At 51.7% G+C, this 17,488-nt stretch carries 14 protein-coding genes; 8 read left to right on the forward strand and 6 right to left on the reverse strand.

Annotated elements, in window-relative coordinates; translation table 11 throughout:
- Positions 1-215: 215 nt before the first annotated feature.
- Together ACN4EG_RS15310 and ACN4EG_RS15315 are read right to left on the reverse strand one after the other, a co-directional pair.
- Positions 216-1,889 carry a CHAT domain-containing protein gene (locus ACN4EG_RS15310; RefSeq protein WP_431630677.1) on the reverse strand — a complete coding sequence of 558 codons (1,674 nt, stop codon included), beginning with the start codon at positions 1,887-1,889 and terminating at the stop codon, positions 216-218.
- Between the two features lie 66 nt (positions 1,890-1,955).
- Positions 1,956-4,346, reverse strand: coding sequence for a PP2C family protein-serine/threonine phosphatase (locus tag ACN4EG_RS15315; protein WP_431630679.1), 2,391 nt, complete (start codon positions 4,344-4,346; stop codon positions 1,956-1,958).
- A 131-nt stretch (positions 4,347-4,477) separates the two neighbouring features.
- Here ACN4EG_RS15315 and pedR point away from each other — a divergent pair, with 131 nt between their 5' ends.
- The 3 genes from pedR to hisS all read left to right on the forward strand — a co-directional run bounded on the left by pedR (position 4,478) and on the right by hisS (position 6,372).
- Positions 4,478-4,753 carry a photosynthetic electron transport-dependent transcriptional regulator PedR gene (gene pedR / locus ACN4EG_RS15320; RefSeq protein ID WP_431630680.1) on the forward strand — a complete coding sequence of 92 codons (276 nt, stop codon included), beginning with the start codon at positions 4,478-4,480 and terminating at the stop codon, positions 4,751-4,753.
- A 14-nt stretch (positions 4,754-4,767) separates the two neighbouring features.
- The gene (locus ACN4EG_RS15325) at positions 4,768-5,013 is read left to right on the forward strand and encodes a hypothetical protein (RefSeq protein WP_431630681.1); all 246 of its coding nucleotides are present in this window, start codon (positions 4,768-4,770) and stop codon (positions 5,011-5,013) included.
- Between the two features lie 78 nt (positions 5,014-5,091).
- Positions 5,092-6,372, forward strand: a complete 1,281-nt coding sequence (gene hisS / locus ACN4EG_RS15330) for a histidine--tRNA ligase (protein WP_431630683.1) — start codon at positions 5,092-5,094, stop codon at positions 6,370-6,372.
- Between the two features lie 310 nt (positions 6,373-6,682).
- Here the strand turns inward: hisS and ACN4EG_RS15335 are convergent, their stop codons facing one another.
- Positions 6,683-7,366, reverse strand: coding sequence for a GNAT family N-acetyltransferase (locus tag ACN4EG_RS15335; RefSeq protein WP_431630684.1), 684 nt, complete (start codon positions 7,364-7,366; stop codon positions 6,683-6,685).
- Between the two features lie 422 nt (positions 7,367-7,788).
- Between ACN4EG_RS15335 and ACN4EG_RS15340 the strand changes: the two genes are divergently transcribed.
- From ACN4EG_RS15340 to ACN4EG_RS15360, 5 genes are all read left to right on the forward strand, one after another.
- Complete coding sequence (locus ACN4EG_RS15340) at positions 7,789-8,259, forward strand: photosystem I reaction center protein subunit XI (protein ID WP_431630686.1); 471 nt, start codon at positions 7,789-7,791, stop codon at positions 8,257-8,259.
- A 200-nt stretch (positions 8,260-8,459) separates the two neighbouring features.
- Entirely contained in the window at positions 8,460-11,390 is a 2,931-nt protein-coding gene (locus ACN4EG_RS15345) for a hypothetical protein (protein WP_431630688.1), read from the forward strand.
- A gap of 10 nt (positions 11,391-11,400) precedes the next feature.
- Positions 11,401-12,372: a phosphodiester glycosidase family protein gene (locus ACN4EG_RS15350; protein WP_431630689.1), complete on the forward strand. Its 972-nt coding sequence runs from the start codon at positions 11,401-11,403 to the stop codon at positions 12,370-12,372.
- Positions 12,373-12,545: 173 nt separating this feature from the next.
- On the forward strand, positions 12,546-13,178 hold the full coding sequence (locus ACN4EG_RS15355; RefSeq protein ID WP_431630690.1) for a hypothetical protein: 633 nt from the start codon (positions 12,546-12,548) through the stop codon (positions 13,176-13,178).
- 295 nt (positions 13,179-13,473) lie between these two features.
- Positions 13,474-14,901 carry a DNA cytosine methyltransferase gene (locus tag ACN4EG_RS15360; RefSeq protein WP_431630691.1) on the forward strand — a complete coding sequence of 476 codons (1,428 nt, stop codon included), beginning with the start codon at positions 13,474-13,476 and terminating at the stop codon, positions 14,899-14,901.
- Here ACN4EG_RS15360 and ACN4EG_RS15365 read toward each other — a convergent pair.
- The 3 genes from ACN4EG_RS15365 to ACN4EG_RS15375 form a co-directional block, all read right to left on the reverse strand.
- The gene (locus ACN4EG_RS15365) at positions 14,893-15,645 is read right to left on the reverse strand and encodes a SinI family restriction endonuclease (protein WP_431630693.1); all 753 of its coding nucleotides are present in this window, start codon (positions 15,643-15,645) and stop codon (positions 14,893-14,895) included. The two genes, ACN4EG_RS15360 and ACN4EG_RS15365, sit on opposite strands and share 9 nt — an antisense overlap.
- Before the next feature lie 369 nt (positions 15,646-16,014).
- A complete protein-coding gene (locus tag ACN4EG_RS15370) occupies positions 16,015-16,608 on the reverse strand; it encodes a Uma2 family endonuclease (RefSeq protein WP_431630694.1) in 594 nt (197 codons plus the stop codon).
- 73 nt (positions 16,609-16,681) lie between these two features.
- Positions 16,682-17,269 carry a Uma2 family endonuclease gene (locus ACN4EG_RS15375; protein WP_431630696.1) on the reverse strand — a complete coding sequence of 196 codons (588 nt, stop codon included), beginning with the start codon at positions 17,267-17,269 and terminating at the stop codon, positions 16,682-16,684.
- Between the last annotated feature and the right edge of the window lie 219 nt (positions 17,270-17,488).

Here is a 17,488-nt window from a genome sequence, read left to right on the forward strand (position 1 = left end):
CCTATCTGGGAAAAACATTAAGGACCAAAACACCAATCAACCCAACCTCACGCATTCCAAACTTAGCCCAGGTTGTGCTGAACCGCATTCCGTAGAATCCACTGCTCCAACTCCTGTATCTTCAACCCCTATCCGTTGGTTTACGAATATTAATCGGCTTTGCATAGCCCTATTTATGCAGCCCGTTATGAACTTCATTCGGCGAATTCATTGAGCTAGTACGTCCATTCCGCACCTTCTGGATCGGTCACGATGAATTCCAATACCGAATTTTGCGATCCCCCAAATTTGAGTTGGGTACCTGGATAGAGCTGCACCTCCTGGTGATTAATCTTCTGCCAGCCCTGTGCCCCCAAAACCCAGGTGCCATAGCGCGAAAAATCACGCAAATGATAGGTCATTACCTCATCTCCATTAAAGGCATTTCGGCAGAAAATTTCGGCATGTTTCCGAGACACCCCCGGTTCTCCCCGCAGCACCAAATCATTATCTTCGCTAATACCCACCCGCATTAGCCCCCCCCGAATTGTCCACATCCGTGAGGTGATTAACGATCGCAACGAGACGATCGGCATTTTACGCCCGAACTGGCTGGGATTGCTGGGAATCTGCGTCAGGCTCTCATCCAAAGGTTTGATCAACTCCCCATCAAACTCCGGATGCATGTAGAGCACCGGCAACGTCCAAGCCTGCTGATTAAACTTAAACAACGTCAGCAAATTCTGCCTTGCTACCGCCATCGCTTGGTCGATCGACAACCGTTCTGCCAACGCTTGTGAGAATGCTTGAATAAATGCCAACGCTTCTTGATCCGTAATTGAGTCCCGCATGGCTAATACCGCCGGAACCCCATGGTGCAGCAACACTTCCGCCAAACTGCTGCGGGGAATTGTCTGGCCCCCTTGGTGATCGGGTTGCGCCCCCCAGCAAGCGTTAAATACCGCCAGTTTGACCCGTCCCCGCCGCAACACCTGCGCCAGTTCTGTCCCGTTCATGGCCATATCCGATCGTAGGAACAACAGCCCCCCATCGGGAGCCGGAATCCCATGCCCTGCATAGAACAGGACATTGTACTGCTGCGTTTCCAGGCGAGCAATCAGTTCCGCTGGCGAGGGCTGCACCAGCACATCCACATTACAGAGCGCCGCATTGCCAAATCGACTAGAGTTACGCAACACCCTCGACAGCGCCTCTGCTTCCTGATCTAACTTCAGGCGATCGTCCATCTCCAAATGCTGCTGCGTCACGTCTCCAAACCCTGAGCCAGAGTGAGGTTCCATCTGAGGCGTCGAATCTTGACCTAACACCAGCAGCACGTTTAACATCTGCTCCGTCCGCAGGGGCGGTAAATCTTCAACGTCACTCGTCGTGCGGCTAAATAAAACTTGTTGTCCCAGGGAAATTGCGGGTTTGCCCGCCTGACTTTGCATAATCTCCCAAGGCACTGCGATTAAATCGGGATCCCGGATATCCAACCGCAACCGCAGCGGCTTATTCTGCCCCATGGCAATGCCTTGACTTTGGCTCAGGCAAGTTTGGATCGGCCCGGTAAATAGCCATTGCCATAGATTAATACCTAGAGTCTGCATCAAACGAACGCTATAGGGAACCGCTTGTCCAGAGGCAGAAGGCCCGGTTTCCATTACAGGCGGTTTCGAGGGCGGTAGACCTGCTTCCGACACATAGGGCACCGTCGGCACCGATCGCACCGCAAACATCTCCTGCCAAGAGGCCCAAACCTGGGAGAGTGATTCGGCCCAGAGCCCATCATGCAACACATACCCGGCGCGATAGGGCGCATGGATAACATGGATGGCAAAGTGGTTCGCCCCCGTCGCCCGCAGACGATCGATGGCCAAATTGAGACAAGGAATGTCCGAGGAGCCCATGCTGAACTGTTCCAAAATGACTACATTCAAGGAAAATGGCCCCAGTGGAACCATCCATTGAACCAACTACGGAGAACTGGCTGCTGGCGCAGGAGATGAGTTTGCTGCGGGTGACGAGGATGGCGCGATGCAGGAACCGATCGACGCATTAGGCATAACCGATAGAGGTTCCGTCACCCGACTCAGGACAGCGGCCTGTTGCCAACCCTCTACACCCAGCAATATCTGCTCCGTGGGTGACGGTTGGGGTGAAGGTTTAGACGAGGGCCGTGCCGCAGGAGCGGTTGGGATCGCAGAACTTTTGGCATTAGCACTAGAAACACCGGAATTGGGAGAACTGGAACTGGAAGACCCGGAACTAGTGGGATTAGTCGTGGGATTAGATGGCATAGGCCCCGAACAGAGCTTCAACTTCACCCATTGCCCCAAAGATGCATCAGGAGGATTCTCCACCTGCAACACTTGGAGCACCGATCCCACCGCCGCATCCCCCACTTTGATGGGAATGTCGCCTGGAGCCTGCTGAGTCGGCTGAGGTAGAAGAGCAAGCCCTTGGGGCGATCGAGCGTCCGGTTTTACCTTGACCAATTGACCCACCAAGAATTCCCGGAGAGGTGAAGATGGACGGGGGGGAGCAGGCGATCGAGACAATCGAGACAACCACCCCACATTACCTCCCCCCAAGACCCAAGCAACCCCCGCAACGGATAATGCAACTAACGCTAGGAACAAAACCCTAGGAAACCAGCCACGGAAGGAAGACTGGCTGGGCTTCATCAGACGAGTTTTAAGGCGGGAAACCCTGTTTTCATCTAGACGACTCGTCGGAAGTTCAGCTTGGTTCAACAAGTCAGGCTGGGACACAGTGGACTGGGACACAGTGGGCTGGGACACCGTTGAAGATTGGTAATGCAACAGGGCGATCGTGACATTGTCATGCCCATTGCGCACATTGGCAATTTCCAATAACTGCTGACAAGCTTGGCTTAAATCCGCCTTCCCATCTAACACCGGCAGCAATTCCGTTGCCCAAGACTCTTCAATGCGATCGAAATCACTGAGCCCATCGGAACAGAGAAGATAGATGCAATCCTCATCAAACACAAAGCGCTTTGTATGGGGATACAGGAGGGAAGAAGGCACCATCCCAAGGGCTTGGGTCAAGGCTCCGGAACTGGAGTGCTGCGTGGCTTCCCGGTAAAGGGTATAGGCTTGGCGGACATCCCGCGACGCAATGTCGTCATCGATCGTGACTTGATAGCAACCTTGGCGCGTAATGCGATAGGCTCGGCTATCCCCGATGTGGGCAATGCAGATCTGGTTGCCGTAGATTAACCCGGTGACGATCGTCGTACCCATCCGTTGCCGTTCTGTCCGTTCCTCTTGGTCATTCCGGGCGCAAATGGCATCGTTGGCCTGACGGATAGCTTTGGCTAGGGCACGTCTTGCACTATCAAAACTGGAAATCGTTTTGTTGCTCACCGTTTCCAAGGCAGTTGCGATCGCCAAGTTAGAGGCAACATTTCCCCCTTCATGCCCGCCAATCCCGTCGCAGACCAAAACCAAGGACTGAGCCGAAGTGTTTAAATTGAGCTCTGTAAAAGTTCCAGCTTCTGGATAACAGGAATCCTCATTACGCTGCCGATTGGGGCCTTGATCGGTCTGCGTAGTAATAAAAATTCGACTACCCGTCCGTTTTACCTGACTAATCTCATGATCCAGAAGATTAATTAATTGATCAAACTCACTGATCTCCTTCTGGATCAAACGCTCACAAAGCCCCGTCCAAAACTTAGGGTTGGCACTAGTTGCAGCCAGTTCTTGCCAAAACTCTCCTAGGTGAGGTAACGTCACTTCTAAGTCCGGTTGATAGAGAATTTCTAACAGATGGATCACCCCTCCATTCACCCGAATTAATTCCGGTTGTAGAAGTGTAGCTGATGCTTTTACCTGGGAAAGGGGTTTCCACAGATCAGCTAGTTGGAGGATCCAGTTTACCTGTTGTAGATGTGAAGCCTGTCCCCATTGTTCGATCAGTTCTGGCATGAGACGTCCCGCCAAGGATTCTCCTGTGGAACTTAGGGTTTGTGCACCATAAACCGCTCCCTCTTCTAGTAGGATGATGGATTCTAGTTCTTGAGTCCGAATAATTCCATAAACCTGGGGGGTTCGGGGTCGATGGGCTAGCAATCGTAGGTAGGTTTCTAGCTTGAGGGAGATGTCCAGCGGAAATTCGGGCGAAAAACCTGGGGTCGTGTCTAGAAGAATTTGCGGGGCAATGACTTGATAGCGATCGGCAACCAACGTTCCCACCGTTAGTTGCTCTGCACCCCCACCCGTTGCCCAAAGGTAGTGTTTAGGAATGAAGGTCTGGCAGCGATCGCAGAAAAGATGATCGTCTGAATTGGGCGCTTTGCAGAACGGATTGGGACATTGGAGGAAAGCGTCTTTGGCCATAGTTGGATGCGATCGCGTGAACAGAAACTTTTCAAGAAGAAACTTCAAAGCGTTAACAGTCAGTTTCGCCTATCGCTTCCTGGAACTACAATGAGCATAAGCATATGTACGCATTTGGTGTTGAGACCTCTATGGCAGAAAGTGATTCTCAAGCTCAAGCCCCGCTGTCCGATCGAGAACTACAGGTGATCGAGCTGGTGGCGGCTGGGTTGACCAATCAGGAAATCGCTGAAAAGCTGGACATTAGCAAGCGCACCGTAGACAACCACATTAGCAATATTCTGACAAAAACCGAGACCGAGAACCGAGTTGCTTTGGTTCGGTGGGCGTTGCAGTGGGGCAAAGTGTGTTTAGACGAGGTGAACTGCTGCACATTACCAGCCTTTAAACAGGGAGAAGGGGCTTAATTGTAGGCATGATAATGTTTTCTGTGAAGAATGATTCGGTGCCTCTGGCGGTTTACCGAGAAATCGCTGCGCACTTAGAGCAAGTAGATGGGGTGGTGGTGGAATGTTTGCCCCAAACAGCACGAGAATTTAACTATTTGCAAAGCCAATTGGGGGGCCTACGGATTGAATTGCCCGATCGACCGGAGACTCAACACCAGGTTGATCACATTTTGGCGTACTATGGCGATCGCTATGGCGCGTGGGAGCGGGGTGACTAGTTAGGCATTGCGCCTGTACCCTGATCACTTGTAATGGGCGTGGCTTCTTACGGAACGGTAATCAGAGACTGAGACATCATGGGTTCTATTCAGGCAATTCGCGGGACACGAGACATTCTGCCCGACGAGGTCAGTACTTGGCAGTTTGTGGAGGCAACGGCGCGCGAAATTCTCAACCGAGCAGCTTTTCGGGAGATTCGTACCCCCATTTTTGAACAGACGGATCTCTTTGCGCGGGGGATGGGAGAAGCCACCGATGTCGTCAGTAAGGAAATGTATACCTTTCTGGATCGGGGAGATCGCTCCCTCACCCTGCGCCCTGAAGGAACGGCGGGGGCAGTGCGATCGTATATTGAGCACGGCTTACAGGCCCAGGGTGGCCCACAACGGCTCTGGTATGTGGGGCCAATGTTCCGCTATGAGCGGCCCCAAGCCGGACGGCAGCGGCAGTTTCACCAGTTGGGCTTGGAACTGCTGGGCAGTGGTGATGAGCGGGCGGATGTGGAAGCGATCGCCATTGCTACGGATATTCTGCAAGCCTTGGGTCTGAAGGATCTAAAGTTTGATTTAAATTCCATTGGGGATGCGAGCGATCGCATTGCCTTCCGCGAAGCCCTAGTCAACTACCTCACGCCCCATCAAGCGGATTTGGATCCCGATTCTCAGGATCGCTTGACCCGCAATCCCCTACGGATTTTGGACTCGAAGGATCAAAATACCCAGCGCATTCTGGACGGCGCACCCAGCATTTTGGATCACCTCAGTCCGGCCTCTAAAGCACGTTTCGATCGGGTACAGCAATTGCTGGCGGATTTGGGCATTGCTTGTAATGTCAACCCTCGTCTGGTGCGGGGCCTAGACTACTACACCCATACAGTGTTTGAAATCCAGTCCGATGATTTGGGGGCGCAGGCGACGGTTTGTGCGGGCGGACGTTATGACGGCTTGGTTACAGAATTGGGCGGGCCAGAGACGCCTGCGGTGGGCTGGGCCATGGGCTTGGAACGATTGATTTTACTGCTACAAAAGTTTCAAGCAGCGCCGATCGGCAAAACAGACTTTTATCTGGTATCCCGAGGAGCCAAGGCCGAGGCTCAGGCGTTACGCATCGCCCAACAACTGCGACAGGCAGGGTTTAAGGCGGAACTGGATCTCAGTGGTAGCGCCTTTGGCAAACAGTTCAAACGCGCCGATCGATCGGGTGCAGCGGCCTGTTTAATCCTGGGGGATGCGGAAGCAGAGAATTGCACAGTACAACTCAAGTGGCTAGCGACGGGGGATCAGAGCGAAATCCCACAATCCGAGATTGCCCAGTACTGTGATGATTGGCGGCGGCTCATTGCCCAAGGGACGATGTAGGGGAATAGCGTACAAGTACAAAGCCCAAAGGCATGGCTATAGGAATCGGGGATGGCGTTGCTTAGCAAATCCCTAGATTCTGGGGGGATTGGGCGCTTTGTCAGCAAAAGGATAGTTGTCCTAGCAATCTTGGTTACAACCCTGAGTATCTAGCCATTAGGTATTTGCCAAGAAATAATATCCCCTCTTCATCCCCCCACCCTTTTACCCTCCTACCCTCCTACCCCCTATCCCAATTGGGATTTTATTTATACGCTGTTCCCTTAGTGTGTGACTGTTCGTGTCTAATCACGAGCGTCTTAATGCTTCTCTATCCTCTGGAAGTCAGCACCATGGCGGTGAGTCTTTTGTGGCGAAATTTTGGATTGTTGAGGCTGAGACGGTTTCTGAGGTTGGGTTCGAGGTAGCGGGGTTCGATCGGGGCGAATCCTAGCTTTTGATAAAACGAGATGGTCGTCGGCAGGCTAGCTAGGTAAATTGGGATCGTGGCTTCTTGGATCAGGGTCTGAATGAGGGCTGCCCCCAGTCCTTTGCCGCGCCAGTAGGGATGCACAAAAACGTCGTAGACTTCGGAGTGGGTGGGATTGAGGTAGAGCTTGGCACAGGCTACAACACTGCCTCGATGTTCAACCACCCAATAGTCTGACCAGTTCACCCAAGGCATGATTACCAGAGTTAACAGCCCTAAGCTCACTAGCAAAATCAGCCAAGCAAAAATGACTCCGGTCGGTTCTGGAATGGTGTAAAGGGCGTAGATGGCGATCGCGATCGCCATTCCCAATCTGAAGTAGCCCCACCCCGTTTCTGGCAGGGCTAGTGTAAGGATGGGATGGGTGATGGATTTGGCTAGAGCCTGGGCAGAGGACGGAGAGGCTGGAGTTGGGGATTGGAAGGCGAAACTTGCGAGGGCACGGGTGAGCTGGGTGATCGATCGTGTATCCCGGCGGTTGGCCGGACGAATCACAAATTCCTGGGGTAAAGCAGAATCACGCATCAAGACTTCCTATCCAACTATCCAGCTCAAGATTCCCGTATGGATAGTTTAGGGGGAGACAGTTCTTCATAGTGCCCGATTTGTAACGCTATCCACCAACTGTCCTAAGGGATTTGCTGAGAAATAATAGCCCCTAATTCACCCATCGACTGGCCCATCGACTGGCCTATCGACTGGCCCATCCACGCAGGATTTTGGATCGGATGCCATTCCCTAGGGTGTGGCTGAGATTCGGGTCACTCGATCGGGCAATATTGCTTAATCAAATGACATATTCTCCCAAAACATGAACTTTTATAACGTTTAGCCATGAACTTTTCTGAAGCAATTCGCCGATCCTGAGAATCTACCGATACTCAACCCGTATGATTGAAGGCGAGTTCATTCTCCCTTTTCAGAAAACTGTTAGGAATCATCTAGCTATGGCTCAATTTGTCAAGGCTTACAACGACGATCCCTTCGTTGGGCACCTCTCCACGCCCGTCAGCGACTCCGATTTTACCCGCGCGTTTATCGGAAACCTGCCCGCTTACCGTAAAGGGCTGTCTCCGCTGCTGCGTGGTCTCGAAGTTGGGATGGCACACGGTTACTTCATCGTAGGACCCTGGACGAAGCTGGGTCCCCTGCGCGACTCTGACTTGGCTGCTTTTGGTGGCTTGGTGAGTGCGATGGCCCTCATCATTATTGCCACGATGGCTCTCTCTGCCCACGGCTTAGCTCGTTTCCAGAATGATGACTCTGGTAGCTCCAGCGAGCTGCAAAGTGCCCAAGGTTGGAGTAAGTTCTCCGGTGGGTTCTTCATTGGTGCAATGGGTGGTGCATTCTGTGCTTACCTGCTGTTGGCCAACATTGGCACGATCGATGACATTTTAAAGGGCGTAGTGAACTACTAACGTCACTCGTTCATTAAGATTGCTTGTCAATTGCATGAAAGCGCAGAGGTCTGACTTGTCACCAAGTCTGGCCTCTATTTTTATGCTGTTTTTGGGCTGTTTTTGGGCCAGATGAGTGTGTCTAGGCTGATTATTTATCCCACTTTCGTTCCCTACGGTAGACTGTAGACCAAGCTACCCCTATTGCATGGATACGATCTATGGCTGGACAAGAAACAACCTGGGATTTTCTGTTACAGCAGGAGGGTGATCGATCGTGGTTACCCTTGGAATCGCCGGATGTGGAGATTCTGGAGGGGCGCTATCGGGTCTTGGTGCGATCGACTTTCAAAAATGCCGATATTGAACTGCGGATCACCCACGAAGCCACGGAGGAGGATCCGCCCAAACGTCGTACCCAGCGCCGCCATAGCCGCACCAATGCCGATGGTCTGATGGTGGTTATGCCCTTTACGATGCTGCAACCGGGGGTATGGGAACTGCATTGCAGCAGTGGCCTCATGACGGATTTGATCGGGGCGAGTTGTCAATATTCCGTGCAGTTGCATGTATTGCCTAAGGAATCGGAGATTGGTGGTGAATGGGAGCCGGATTGGGCCCAACCTGCGGCGGTGGCGGAACCTGTGCAGTCCGAAATAGAAGATTCTTCCCCGGTGGCCGACCTGAGTAATGCGCGACCTGGAATGGATGAAGAAGCGGCACTGTTCGCAGAATTGGGGTTGCCAGAGGTCGATGATCCGATCGGGGACGTGGTTCCTGAGGATGCAGCTTTTGGAGGGACGATCGACCAAGTTCTGGATTACGACAGCGAGATCATCGCAGATCAGCCGACTTTAGCAGCGAATTTAGAGGCGGAGTTAGATTTAGAAACATTTGACTTAGACGACTTGGCAGGGGAATCGGGACTGGAACCGGACATTGCCGACATAGCTGCCGACATAGCTGACAACATAGCTATTGATGTGCCGACCGATGTGTCTAGCGACCGATCCGTTGATGTCTCGACCAATGCACTGGCTGATGGTGTGGCGGATGTCAAATCTAGCTCGGAACCCAGTTTAGATAGCTTACTGGATGAGCTAGAGTTTGCGCCCTTGGAGGAGATTTCTGTCCTAGAGCGATCAACCACGGCGACGGCAGAGGGAGAAAGCCAGCTTGGGGCATTGCCGACGGATGCGGATCTGGGACTCGATCTCAAAGATTTCCCTCTAGATAATGACGATGTCTGGGCTGCTCCGATCGCCGAAGATCCCCAGGAGCGTGCTGCGATCGCTGCGATTCCCGAAAATAGCGCTGTGGTAGGCTCGGCGGGCCTGTCAGAAATGGGCCTGTCAGAAATGGGCCTGTCAGAAATGGGCCTGTCAGAAATGGGCAGTGAGTTGCCTCCGGTAGAAGTGATCCTGCATCCGGACACCTATGAAATCAGTGTGGGACAAAGTCTCCAGCTTGCGGGGCAAGTCACTACGGAGCCACTGATGACTTCCGAACGGTCGGAGACCACTGCCCTGATGAATCTGGATGCTCAAGTGGTGCTGCGGGATCCCCAAACGGGGGAGATGGTAGTGAATTGGGAAGACGCCTTGCCTGTGGAAACGCTGCCCCAGGATTTCCTGCTGGTGGTAGCCATGCCCACGCCACTGGCGGCGCAGCTCTTGTTAGGGGAACTGGTGTTGCGCGATCGCCTTAGCCAGACGACCTTGGCCACCCAAAGCTTTACGGTAACGGCGGCGCTGGAGGATCTGCTGGCGTCGATCGCCACGGAGATTACGCCCGATCTGTTGGAACCGACGATCGAGCCGGAACCCACTGGGCCAGACTTGGATTTGGCGTTTTTGGGCTTGGTGAATCAGGGGCCAACGGTGCCCGATTTCACGGCCAGTCCAGGACAAACCCTGCCGCCGCAACTAAAGCAACCCAGCGATCATGAATCCAGTGAACGCAAGGCGATCGAACTGCCGCCGTTGCCCCAGCCTGTTCAACCCGCGACTGAAACGGAAGAAGCTGATGAGCTTCTCGGTCTGTTTGATGATGATTTATCGATAGATGATTTACAGCTCGAGGACTTTGACGAGGACTTGCTGGGTGGGTTGGCCACGGAGGAAGCGGGTTCTGATCGGGATATCTTGCGGGCTGAATCGCCTTCGGTGGAATTGATTCCGCCGCCGCCGGAATTTTTTGCGGAGTTCGATCGGGAACCTACAGGCTTAGAAGGGTTGCCGGGTGAGGATTTGGATCAATTGTTGACGGAAGATTTATTCCAGCCAGATGTGACAGGGCGAGGGGCTGCCTCCGATGACCTGCGATCGGATGCGGTTGAAGATATGGCCTTCGATAATCCCTTTGCGGATTCATTGGTGGATTCTCTGGTGGAACCGGATGAACTGTTTTCGGGCACGTTCCAGGGTTGGGAAGATGCGGAAGATGCGCCCCATCTAGACGGGTTTGACAGTTTGGATGCGTTAGACGCCTTTGAGGAGGCCAATACGATCGAGGTGACGGCGGCTCGGTTGCCCGATGAGTTTGAAGCGCTGAATTTGGACGATCGGTTTATGGATCGGTTGGCCAGTTTTGCTGAGGAAACGCGGGCGGAGGATGCAGCGGCGACGCCCCCGGAACCCGCTGGGCCGATCAATCCCTTTGTGACGCCATCGCTGGGGAATCCTGAGGCGGTGAGTGAATCGGTGGTGATGGATGAACTGCCAATTTTTGCAGTGCCGTCTACGGGAACGGATACGCCGGAGAATCCGCTGAAGTTGCCGGAGGATGAGGCGGTTCCGGTGCCACAGTTGGAGGTGGAAGTGGTGACGGAAGTGGTGGCGGGGCAACCGTTGTTGGTGAAGGTGAAGCTGCCGAATTTGTTACCCAAACTATATGTCAAGCTGTGGATTAACGATCGGCAGACTCGGACGTTGTTGGATGGGCCGCGCTATTTGGTGGATTTTGTGCCCAATGCCCAAGGGGAGTTGGAAGCGACGACGCAGTTGACGGTGCCGCTGGGCAGTTTGGAAATTCAGTTGGAGGCGATTACGATCGAAACAGCGACTAAGCGAGAAAGTTATAAAACGTCGGCTTCATTACCCGTGGTGCCGCCAAATTTGCCCGATGTGTCCTTCGATGATTTTGGGTTTTAGTCAGGGAGCCATGGGAGTTCCACAGGTGTGGACGCGATCGCGGGGGTTCGTTAGGCTAGGGGCGATCGGGGTTTTGATTGCGCTGGTGGGCTGTGGGTCGCGACCTAGCTCCGATGCCCATTTACAATCTGCTTCGAGGGCTGCGATGGTGAAGTCTGAAGCGTCGGGTGCGGGGGCTGCAAAGCCTGCTAATCCCTCTGTTGTGCAGTATTCGACGCGGACGATCGAGGGGGCGATCGTGCATGTGGTGGCGGTTCCGGCGGGTCGGGGCTGGGTGGTGAGTCCGGCGCTGGCGGAGACGGTGCAGCCGATCGAGGATTTTGTGAAGCAGCAACCGGGGGCGATCGCGGCGATTAATGCGGGGTTTTTTGATCCAGAGAATCAGGGTTCGACTTCGTTCGTAATGCGGGGGCGGCAGTGGGTGGCCGATCCGAGGCAGAATCGGCGGTTGATGGAGAATCCGTCGTTGCAACCCTACTTGCCGCAAATTCTCGATCGCAGTGAGTTACGGCGGTATCGCTGTGGCGGGGCGGTGCCGGAGACGCAGTATGAGATTGTGCGCCATGGGGCGGTGGTGGCGGTGGGTTGCGAACTGCTGGAGGCAATCGGGGCGGGGCCGCAGCTTTTGCCGCAGTTGACGGCGACGGAGGAAGGCTTTTGGGCGGAACGGCAGGGGCAGGTGATCCGGGATGCGATCGGGGTTGAGGGACGGAATGCGCGAAGTGCGATCGGGTTGGCGGCGGATGGTCGGGTGTGGTTGGTGATGGTGGCGCAGAGTGAACCAACCGGGGGCGTCTCGTTGCGGGGGTTGGCGGATTTGTTGCGATCGTTGGGGGCCGATCGGGGGTTGAATTTGGATGGGGGCACATCATCGGCGCTCTATTTTCAAGGCCGGAAGTTTGAAGGGAAAGTGGATGAAAACGGTCGATCGGCCAGTCGGCCTGTGAAGTCGGTTCTGTTGGTGAAACCGGAGAATGATTAGGCGAATGCTAAAGGTTATGGAATCTAAGTGTCGCACTTGAACATTCAATGTGAGCTAATGAAGAAATTAATACAAAATTTTCCCTGTTTACGTCAAATTAACTAGTATTAGTTTACTAAACTGACCAATACACCATGTTCAGTAAGGATCAATCAACTATTTGGAGCAGTGCTATGAATTTGGTTTACACCCTATGTCAAGTGCAGTGTCAAGCTTCTAAGTTAGAAGTAATGGAGTATTTGTTTCAGTCTGTTAATTCTGCTCAGCCGAATTTAGATTGTGAAATACTCATAAATATGATTTCTACATTGAAACAAAATTTGCTTAGAGATTCCGAGAAATGTCTTGACTTACTCTTAAAGACAACATCTCCAGATGATCTAACTCGAGCTACTCGAACTCTAAGAAGTACAGTTATAAGTGTGAATAATTTGCTAATCAAAATGAGCAGTGGGCTCACTACCCCGGAAACGATTGTTCTAAAAGAAATTCTAATGAATATTATTACTTCATTGATGGCAATAAATTCAGATCTAGAAGCTCAATCGGAAACATCAATTAATTTATTGAGTAATTGGTCTATAGAAAATCAAGCTTCAAAAAATGATATTGATATTGAATTGGAGCAGATGAAGATTGCAGTTTCATCATCCGAATCCATGCTCGGACAGCTAAGGCAAAAATGCATGGGAAATACTGAACAAGTTGAACGATTAATTCAATATGAGCTTCAGAAAAATCCTCAGATGAGTCGAGATGATGCTATTCAATCTGCAATTATCAGATGGGAGCTTGATAACCTCTAGATAATTATTCTGAAGATTTTTATTAAATCAATTTGTTGCAACTGTTCCACTCTAAGGTCATTCAAATCAGTAATTTGGGTAAGTCATCCTGCATCGCGGGGGAAAAAAGTATGGCGTGTCTAATCGTCTACCCTCCAGCAATTCCTGAAATTCGTGATTCATGGTCGATCGATCTATCCGCTGTTCTGTGTGTAATTGTGGCAATGCAATCTAATAATATTTGTTCACAACGCTTGTAAGCCTACTATCTTCGCTGTAGTATTGGGTACCTAATTTTAGTTTCGCGTTCGAAATCATGACTGTCCAGTACCTCTCTGTCAGAGAAACCTCGGAACTCTTAAACTGCTCAGAACAATATGTTCGTCAGCTACTTCGAGACGGGGAAATCAGTGGTGAGAGGATTAGCAGTCGGTGGATTGTCGCCTCAGAATCTGTTCAGAACTATCGCGTCAAAGGAGAACAGGTTAGTCTAAGCATTCCTGATCATGGCCGACGATCGTTTAGCAAACCCAATCTGAAAGCTTTAAGTTTTTTTTCTGGCTGTATGGGGCTGGATTTGGGGTTGGAAAAAGAAGGTATCAAGGTATTGCTGGCTTGCGAAATTGATGCCGCTGCCCGAAAAACGATCGAGCTCAATCGACCAGACATGGCGCTGATTGGGGATATTCGGGATTACTCTGCCGCAGAAATTCGAGAAAAGGCAGGATTGGGGCCGACGGATGAGATTGATGTCATTGTGGGCGGTCCTCCCTGCCAAGCTTTTAGCAGTGCGGGCAAGCGTCAAGGGTTCAATGATGAGCGGGGCAATGTCTTTTTAACGTTTATCGATTTAATCACTGAACTGCGGCCAAGATTTGCAGTGATTGAGAATGTGCGGGGATTGTTGTCTGCGCCGTTGCAACATAGGCCGCATGAAATGAGAGGGAAGAATTTCCCTGCCCTATCTCAGGATGAACAACGGGGCGGGGCGTTGCTGTTTATTACACAAAGGCTAAAAGCGGCTGGGTATAGTGTTTCTTTTAATTTATACAATGCTGCTAATTTTGGCTCTCCCCAGCAACGAGAACGGGTGGTGATTGCTTGTAGCCGGGATGGTGAAAAACTACCCTATCTCACACCGACGCATTCAGAGAAAGGTTTATACGATCTGCCACCTTGGACAAGCTTACGAGATGCGTTAGCGGGTCTACCTCAGGATGGGCATCATTTTGTGAAGTTTCCTGAAAAACGGCTCAAGTATTATCGACTGTTAAAGCCTGGACAATATTGGCGAGATTTGCCGGAAGCGTTACATCAAGAAGCGCTAGGGGCTTCCTATCATGCGGGCGGTGGGAAAACGGGATTTTACCGTAGGCTGGCTTGGGATAAGCCTGCCCCAACGTTGGTGACTCATCCGGCGATGCCTGCGACGGATTTGGCGCATCCAGAAGAGGATAGACCCCTGAGTATTGAAGAGTATAAGCGTATTCAAGAGTTTCCCGATGATTGGACGATCGCGGGCACTTTGCTTGATCAATATCGACAGGTGGGGAATGCGGTTCCTTGTTCGTTGGGACGGGCGATCGCGAGAATGTTATTAACGCATTTGAAGGGTGAAATGCCGATCGTTTATCCAGATTTTCCCTATTCCCGCTACCATAAAACTGATGATGTGAGTTGGATGAGTGAGGTCGGTTGTCTGGAAGATGCATCGGTTCAGCAACTCTCGCTCAATTTAGTTTGATGCATCTGACTGCTTGATCCAAGGATTGTTGGCTTCGATCGCGAGGGCATTGGGGTTTTTGATCAAAACCTGCTGAACGAAGGTAATGAAATTTGCTTCTGAGAAGCGATCGGTTTGGTAGCGATCGTTGAAATAAGACCAGCGGTAGGAGCCTGTGCTGGCATTTACTCGATACCATTTGTCGATCGGCTGGTTAATTCTGACTCTGGAGGAGGAACTGTTTTCTGAGTTGCTACGGTTCTTGACCTGTAAGAGAGAGCCGTCAATATTGCAAAAATCAACATGTCGAACGGATTCGCCCCAACAGCAGTACCAACCATAATCAGCGAGTTGTTCAGCTAAAAATTCTTCTAATAGCAGTCCTTGAATATTTTCGGCGGACATGGATAGCCGATGGGCGTATTGGATCTGATCAAGCTGCTCTGGTGTGAGTTCTGTTAATCGGGTGTTGATGATGATGTTAACGATTGGATCAGCGATCGTACCTGGAAGTTTTGAGATTCGTTGGGAAATTCGATTGTTATAGCTATCATTATATTTTTCGAGCCACGTTTGAGCGAGTATTTCTGGCGTGGTTGCTTTTAGTCTGGGAGAGAGTCCTGGGTTTCTGTAACAGGCGGTTAGAATGGTGCGATGGGCTTCTTGTAGATGCTGATGTTGTTGAGAGAATGCGTCTTCAAAAATTTTTAAAAACTGTTGTTCGGAGGTTGAAGCGTTAATGATGGCGTCGAAGTTTACAGACATCAACGATTTTCCTGTTGGACGTACAAACTATGAAACGGAAACGTCCATCATTGTACGCACCAATCCTGATTCTCGGTGCTTTAATTAAACGATCGAAGAAATATAGAGTTTGTTACAAAAATGACTGGTTGGACTATTGAACAAGCGCAACTACTGCAATCCCAAGTAGAGTAAAGGTAAGTCACGATCGCTCTCCGAAAATCACAAAAGCTTCGATCGCAGGTTAATTCCTACTAAGTCGATCGCCTGTGTTTAATCCTCCTAAATTCTAGTTAACAAGAGCGACTTTGTCGTATTGCCTTAAACGTTCGATCGTGTGGTTCATTTCCCAATCTCTAATGGTCGATCGCGTGGCTTTAAAGAGGAAAACTATCGCCCTGCGTGGAGGATGGCGGCGGCGGTGAGATCGAGGCTGGGAAAGGTGGGGGACTGGATACGATCGCTGCCCTGGAAGGTGGTGAAGTGGTAAGTGCCATCGGTGAGGGTGCCCACTCGTACCCAATTGCGGGTAGCATCAACCTGCCACATTTCCGGGATACCCCGTGCGGCGTATTCTTTGGGTTTACGATCGTAGTCGCGTTTGTAGTTATCGCTGGTTTCGGGGCCTGGGGAGACGATTTCGACGACGATGAGGGGGGTGGGGTCGCTGAGGCGGAGGCAGGATTCTTTGCGGCCATCGTCCAGGGCGGCGGCGGACTGTTCGGAATGGATGATCAGGTCGGGATCGCGGGCGGTGACGTGATAGCTGTCAACTTGCAGGAGATGTTTGAGGCCGAAGCGATCGATGGCTAAGCCTAGGTCACGGAAAGCCAGGATGAGAAACACTGCAATCCAGGTGTTGAGCGGACTTTCGGCCCCCATTGCGATCAGAACTCCGTCTTCAAGCTCGTAGCGGGTGTCGGTGTTGTCGTCATAGTGCAGGAATTCCTCTAGGGTTAGGGATTTCGGTTGGGCAATGCTCATGGGGAATCTCCTTTGCTTGCACCGGGATGGCTTTATTGTAAGGGGTCGGTTTATGTAACCGTAAGTGATAGAGCTATTGCCCTGCGTGGAGGATGGCTTCGGCGGTGAGATCTAGGGTTGGAAAGGTGGGGGAAAGGATACGATCGCACCCTTGGCAGGCGGTGAAATGATAGGTTCCATTGGTGAGGGTCCCGATCTGAACGGTGGCGCGATCGGGGTCGATGATCCAATATTCTGGGATGCCGCGTTCTGCGTATTCGCTGGGTTTTTCTTGGTAGTCTCTGGCCCAGGATGTTTTGTCTGTGAGGCTGTTGGAGACGACTTCGACGACGAGGAGCGGGGCAGGACTGTTGGCCGATAGGATTCTACCGTCTTGCAGAATGGCGGCTTGGGAAGCCTCGCTATGGATAATTAGGTCGGGTTGGCGAGCGGTGGCTTTGGTGGAGTTTGTGGCGATCTGGTGACCAATGACGATGCGGAAGTAGGGAATGCCTTGGTTTAGGAAAATGGAGAAGAGATAACTCGCGATGAGGGGATTTAGCGGATGTTCAGCGCCCATTACAACCAGTGCTCCGTCTACCAGTTCGTAGCGGGTGTCAGTGCCGTCGTCATAGTGCAGGAATTCCTCTAGGGTTAGGGATTTCGGTTGGGCAATGCTCATGGGGAATCTCCTTTGCTTGCACCGGGTTGATTTCTATTTTACTACCCGATCGCGGAGGCCGATCTTGATAGATCATACGTTCTAGTAGTCTGCGCTTACGGGTGCTGAATGATACGCAAAAAAGCGTTTTTAAATACGGATTGACAGAGCCACTATTTCTTCGTAGGGTAGTTTCTCATAGCGATCGCCATGGACATCCTTCTTTCGCGAGACGGTTTG

The sequence above is a fragment of the Alkalinema pantanalense CENA528 genome (genome assembly GCF_050753345.1).
GTDB lineage: Bacteria > Cyanobacteriota > Cyanobacteriia > Leptolyngbyales > Leptolyngbyaceae > Alkalinema > Alkalinema pantanalense.

What these genes read in the sequence shown, in the direction of transcription:
- ACN4EG_RS15345 (WP_431630688.1), top strand. Translation starts at nt 8,460, where the DNA reads ATGGCTGGACAAGAAACAACCTGGGATTTTCTGTTACAGCAGGAGGGT.
- ACN4EG_RS15360 (WP_431630691.1), top strand. Translation starts at nt 13,474, where the DNA reads ATGACTGTCCAGTACCTCTCTGTCAGAGAAACCTCGGAACTCTTAAAC.
- ACN4EG_RS15365 (WP_431630693.1), bottom strand. Translation starts at nt 15,645, where the DNA reads ATGTCTGTAAACTTCGACGCCATCATTAACGCTTCAACCTCCGAACAA.
- pedR (WP_431630680.1), top strand. Translation starts at nt 4,478, where the DNA reads ATGGCAGAAAGTGATTCTCAAGCTCAAGCCCCGCTGTCCGATCGAGAA.
- ACN4EG_RS15315 (WP_431630679.1), bottom strand. Translation starts at nt 4,346, where the DNA reads ATGGCCAAAGACGCTTTCCTCCAATGTCCCAATCCGTTCTGCAAAGCG.
- ACN4EG_RS15325 (WP_431630681.1), top strand. Translation starts at nt 4,768, where the DNA reads ATGTTTTCTGTGAAGAATGATTCGGTGCCTCTGGCGGTTTACCGAGAA.
- ACN4EG_RS15370 (WP_431630694.1), bottom strand. Translation starts at nt 16,608, where the DNA reads ATGAGCATTGCCCAACCGAAATCCCTAACCCTAGAGGAATTCCTGCAC.
- ACN4EG_RS15350 (WP_431630689.1), top strand. Translation starts at nt 11,401, where the DNA reads ATGGGAGTTCCACAGGTGTGGACGCGATCGCGGGGGTTCGTTAGGCTA.
- ACN4EG_RS15335 (WP_431630684.1), bottom strand. Translation starts at nt 7,366, where the DNA reads ATGCGTGATTCTGCTTTACCCCAGGAATTTGTGATTCGTCCGGCCAAC.
- ACN4EG_RS15355 (WP_431630690.1), top strand. Translation starts at nt 12,546, where the DNA reads ATGAATTTGGTTTACACCCTATGTCAAGTGCAGTGTCAAGCTTCTAAG.
- ACN4EG_RS15340 (WP_431630686.1), top strand. Translation starts at nt 7,789, where the DNA reads ATGGCTCAATTTGTCAAGGCTTACAACGACGATCCCTTCGTTGGGCAC.
- ACN4EG_RS15375 (WP_431630696.1), bottom strand. Translation starts at nt 17,269, where the DNA reads ATGAGCATTGCCCAACCGAAATCCCTAACCCTAGAGGAATTCCTGCAC.
- hisS (WP_431630683.1), top strand. Translation starts at nt 5,092, where the DNA reads ATGGGTTCTATTCAGGCAATTCGCGGGACACGAGACATTCTGCCCGAC.
- ACN4EG_RS15310 (WP_431630677.1), bottom strand. Translation starts at nt 1,889, where the DNA reads ATGGGCTCCTCGGACATTCCTTGTCTCAATTTGGCCATCGATCGTCTG.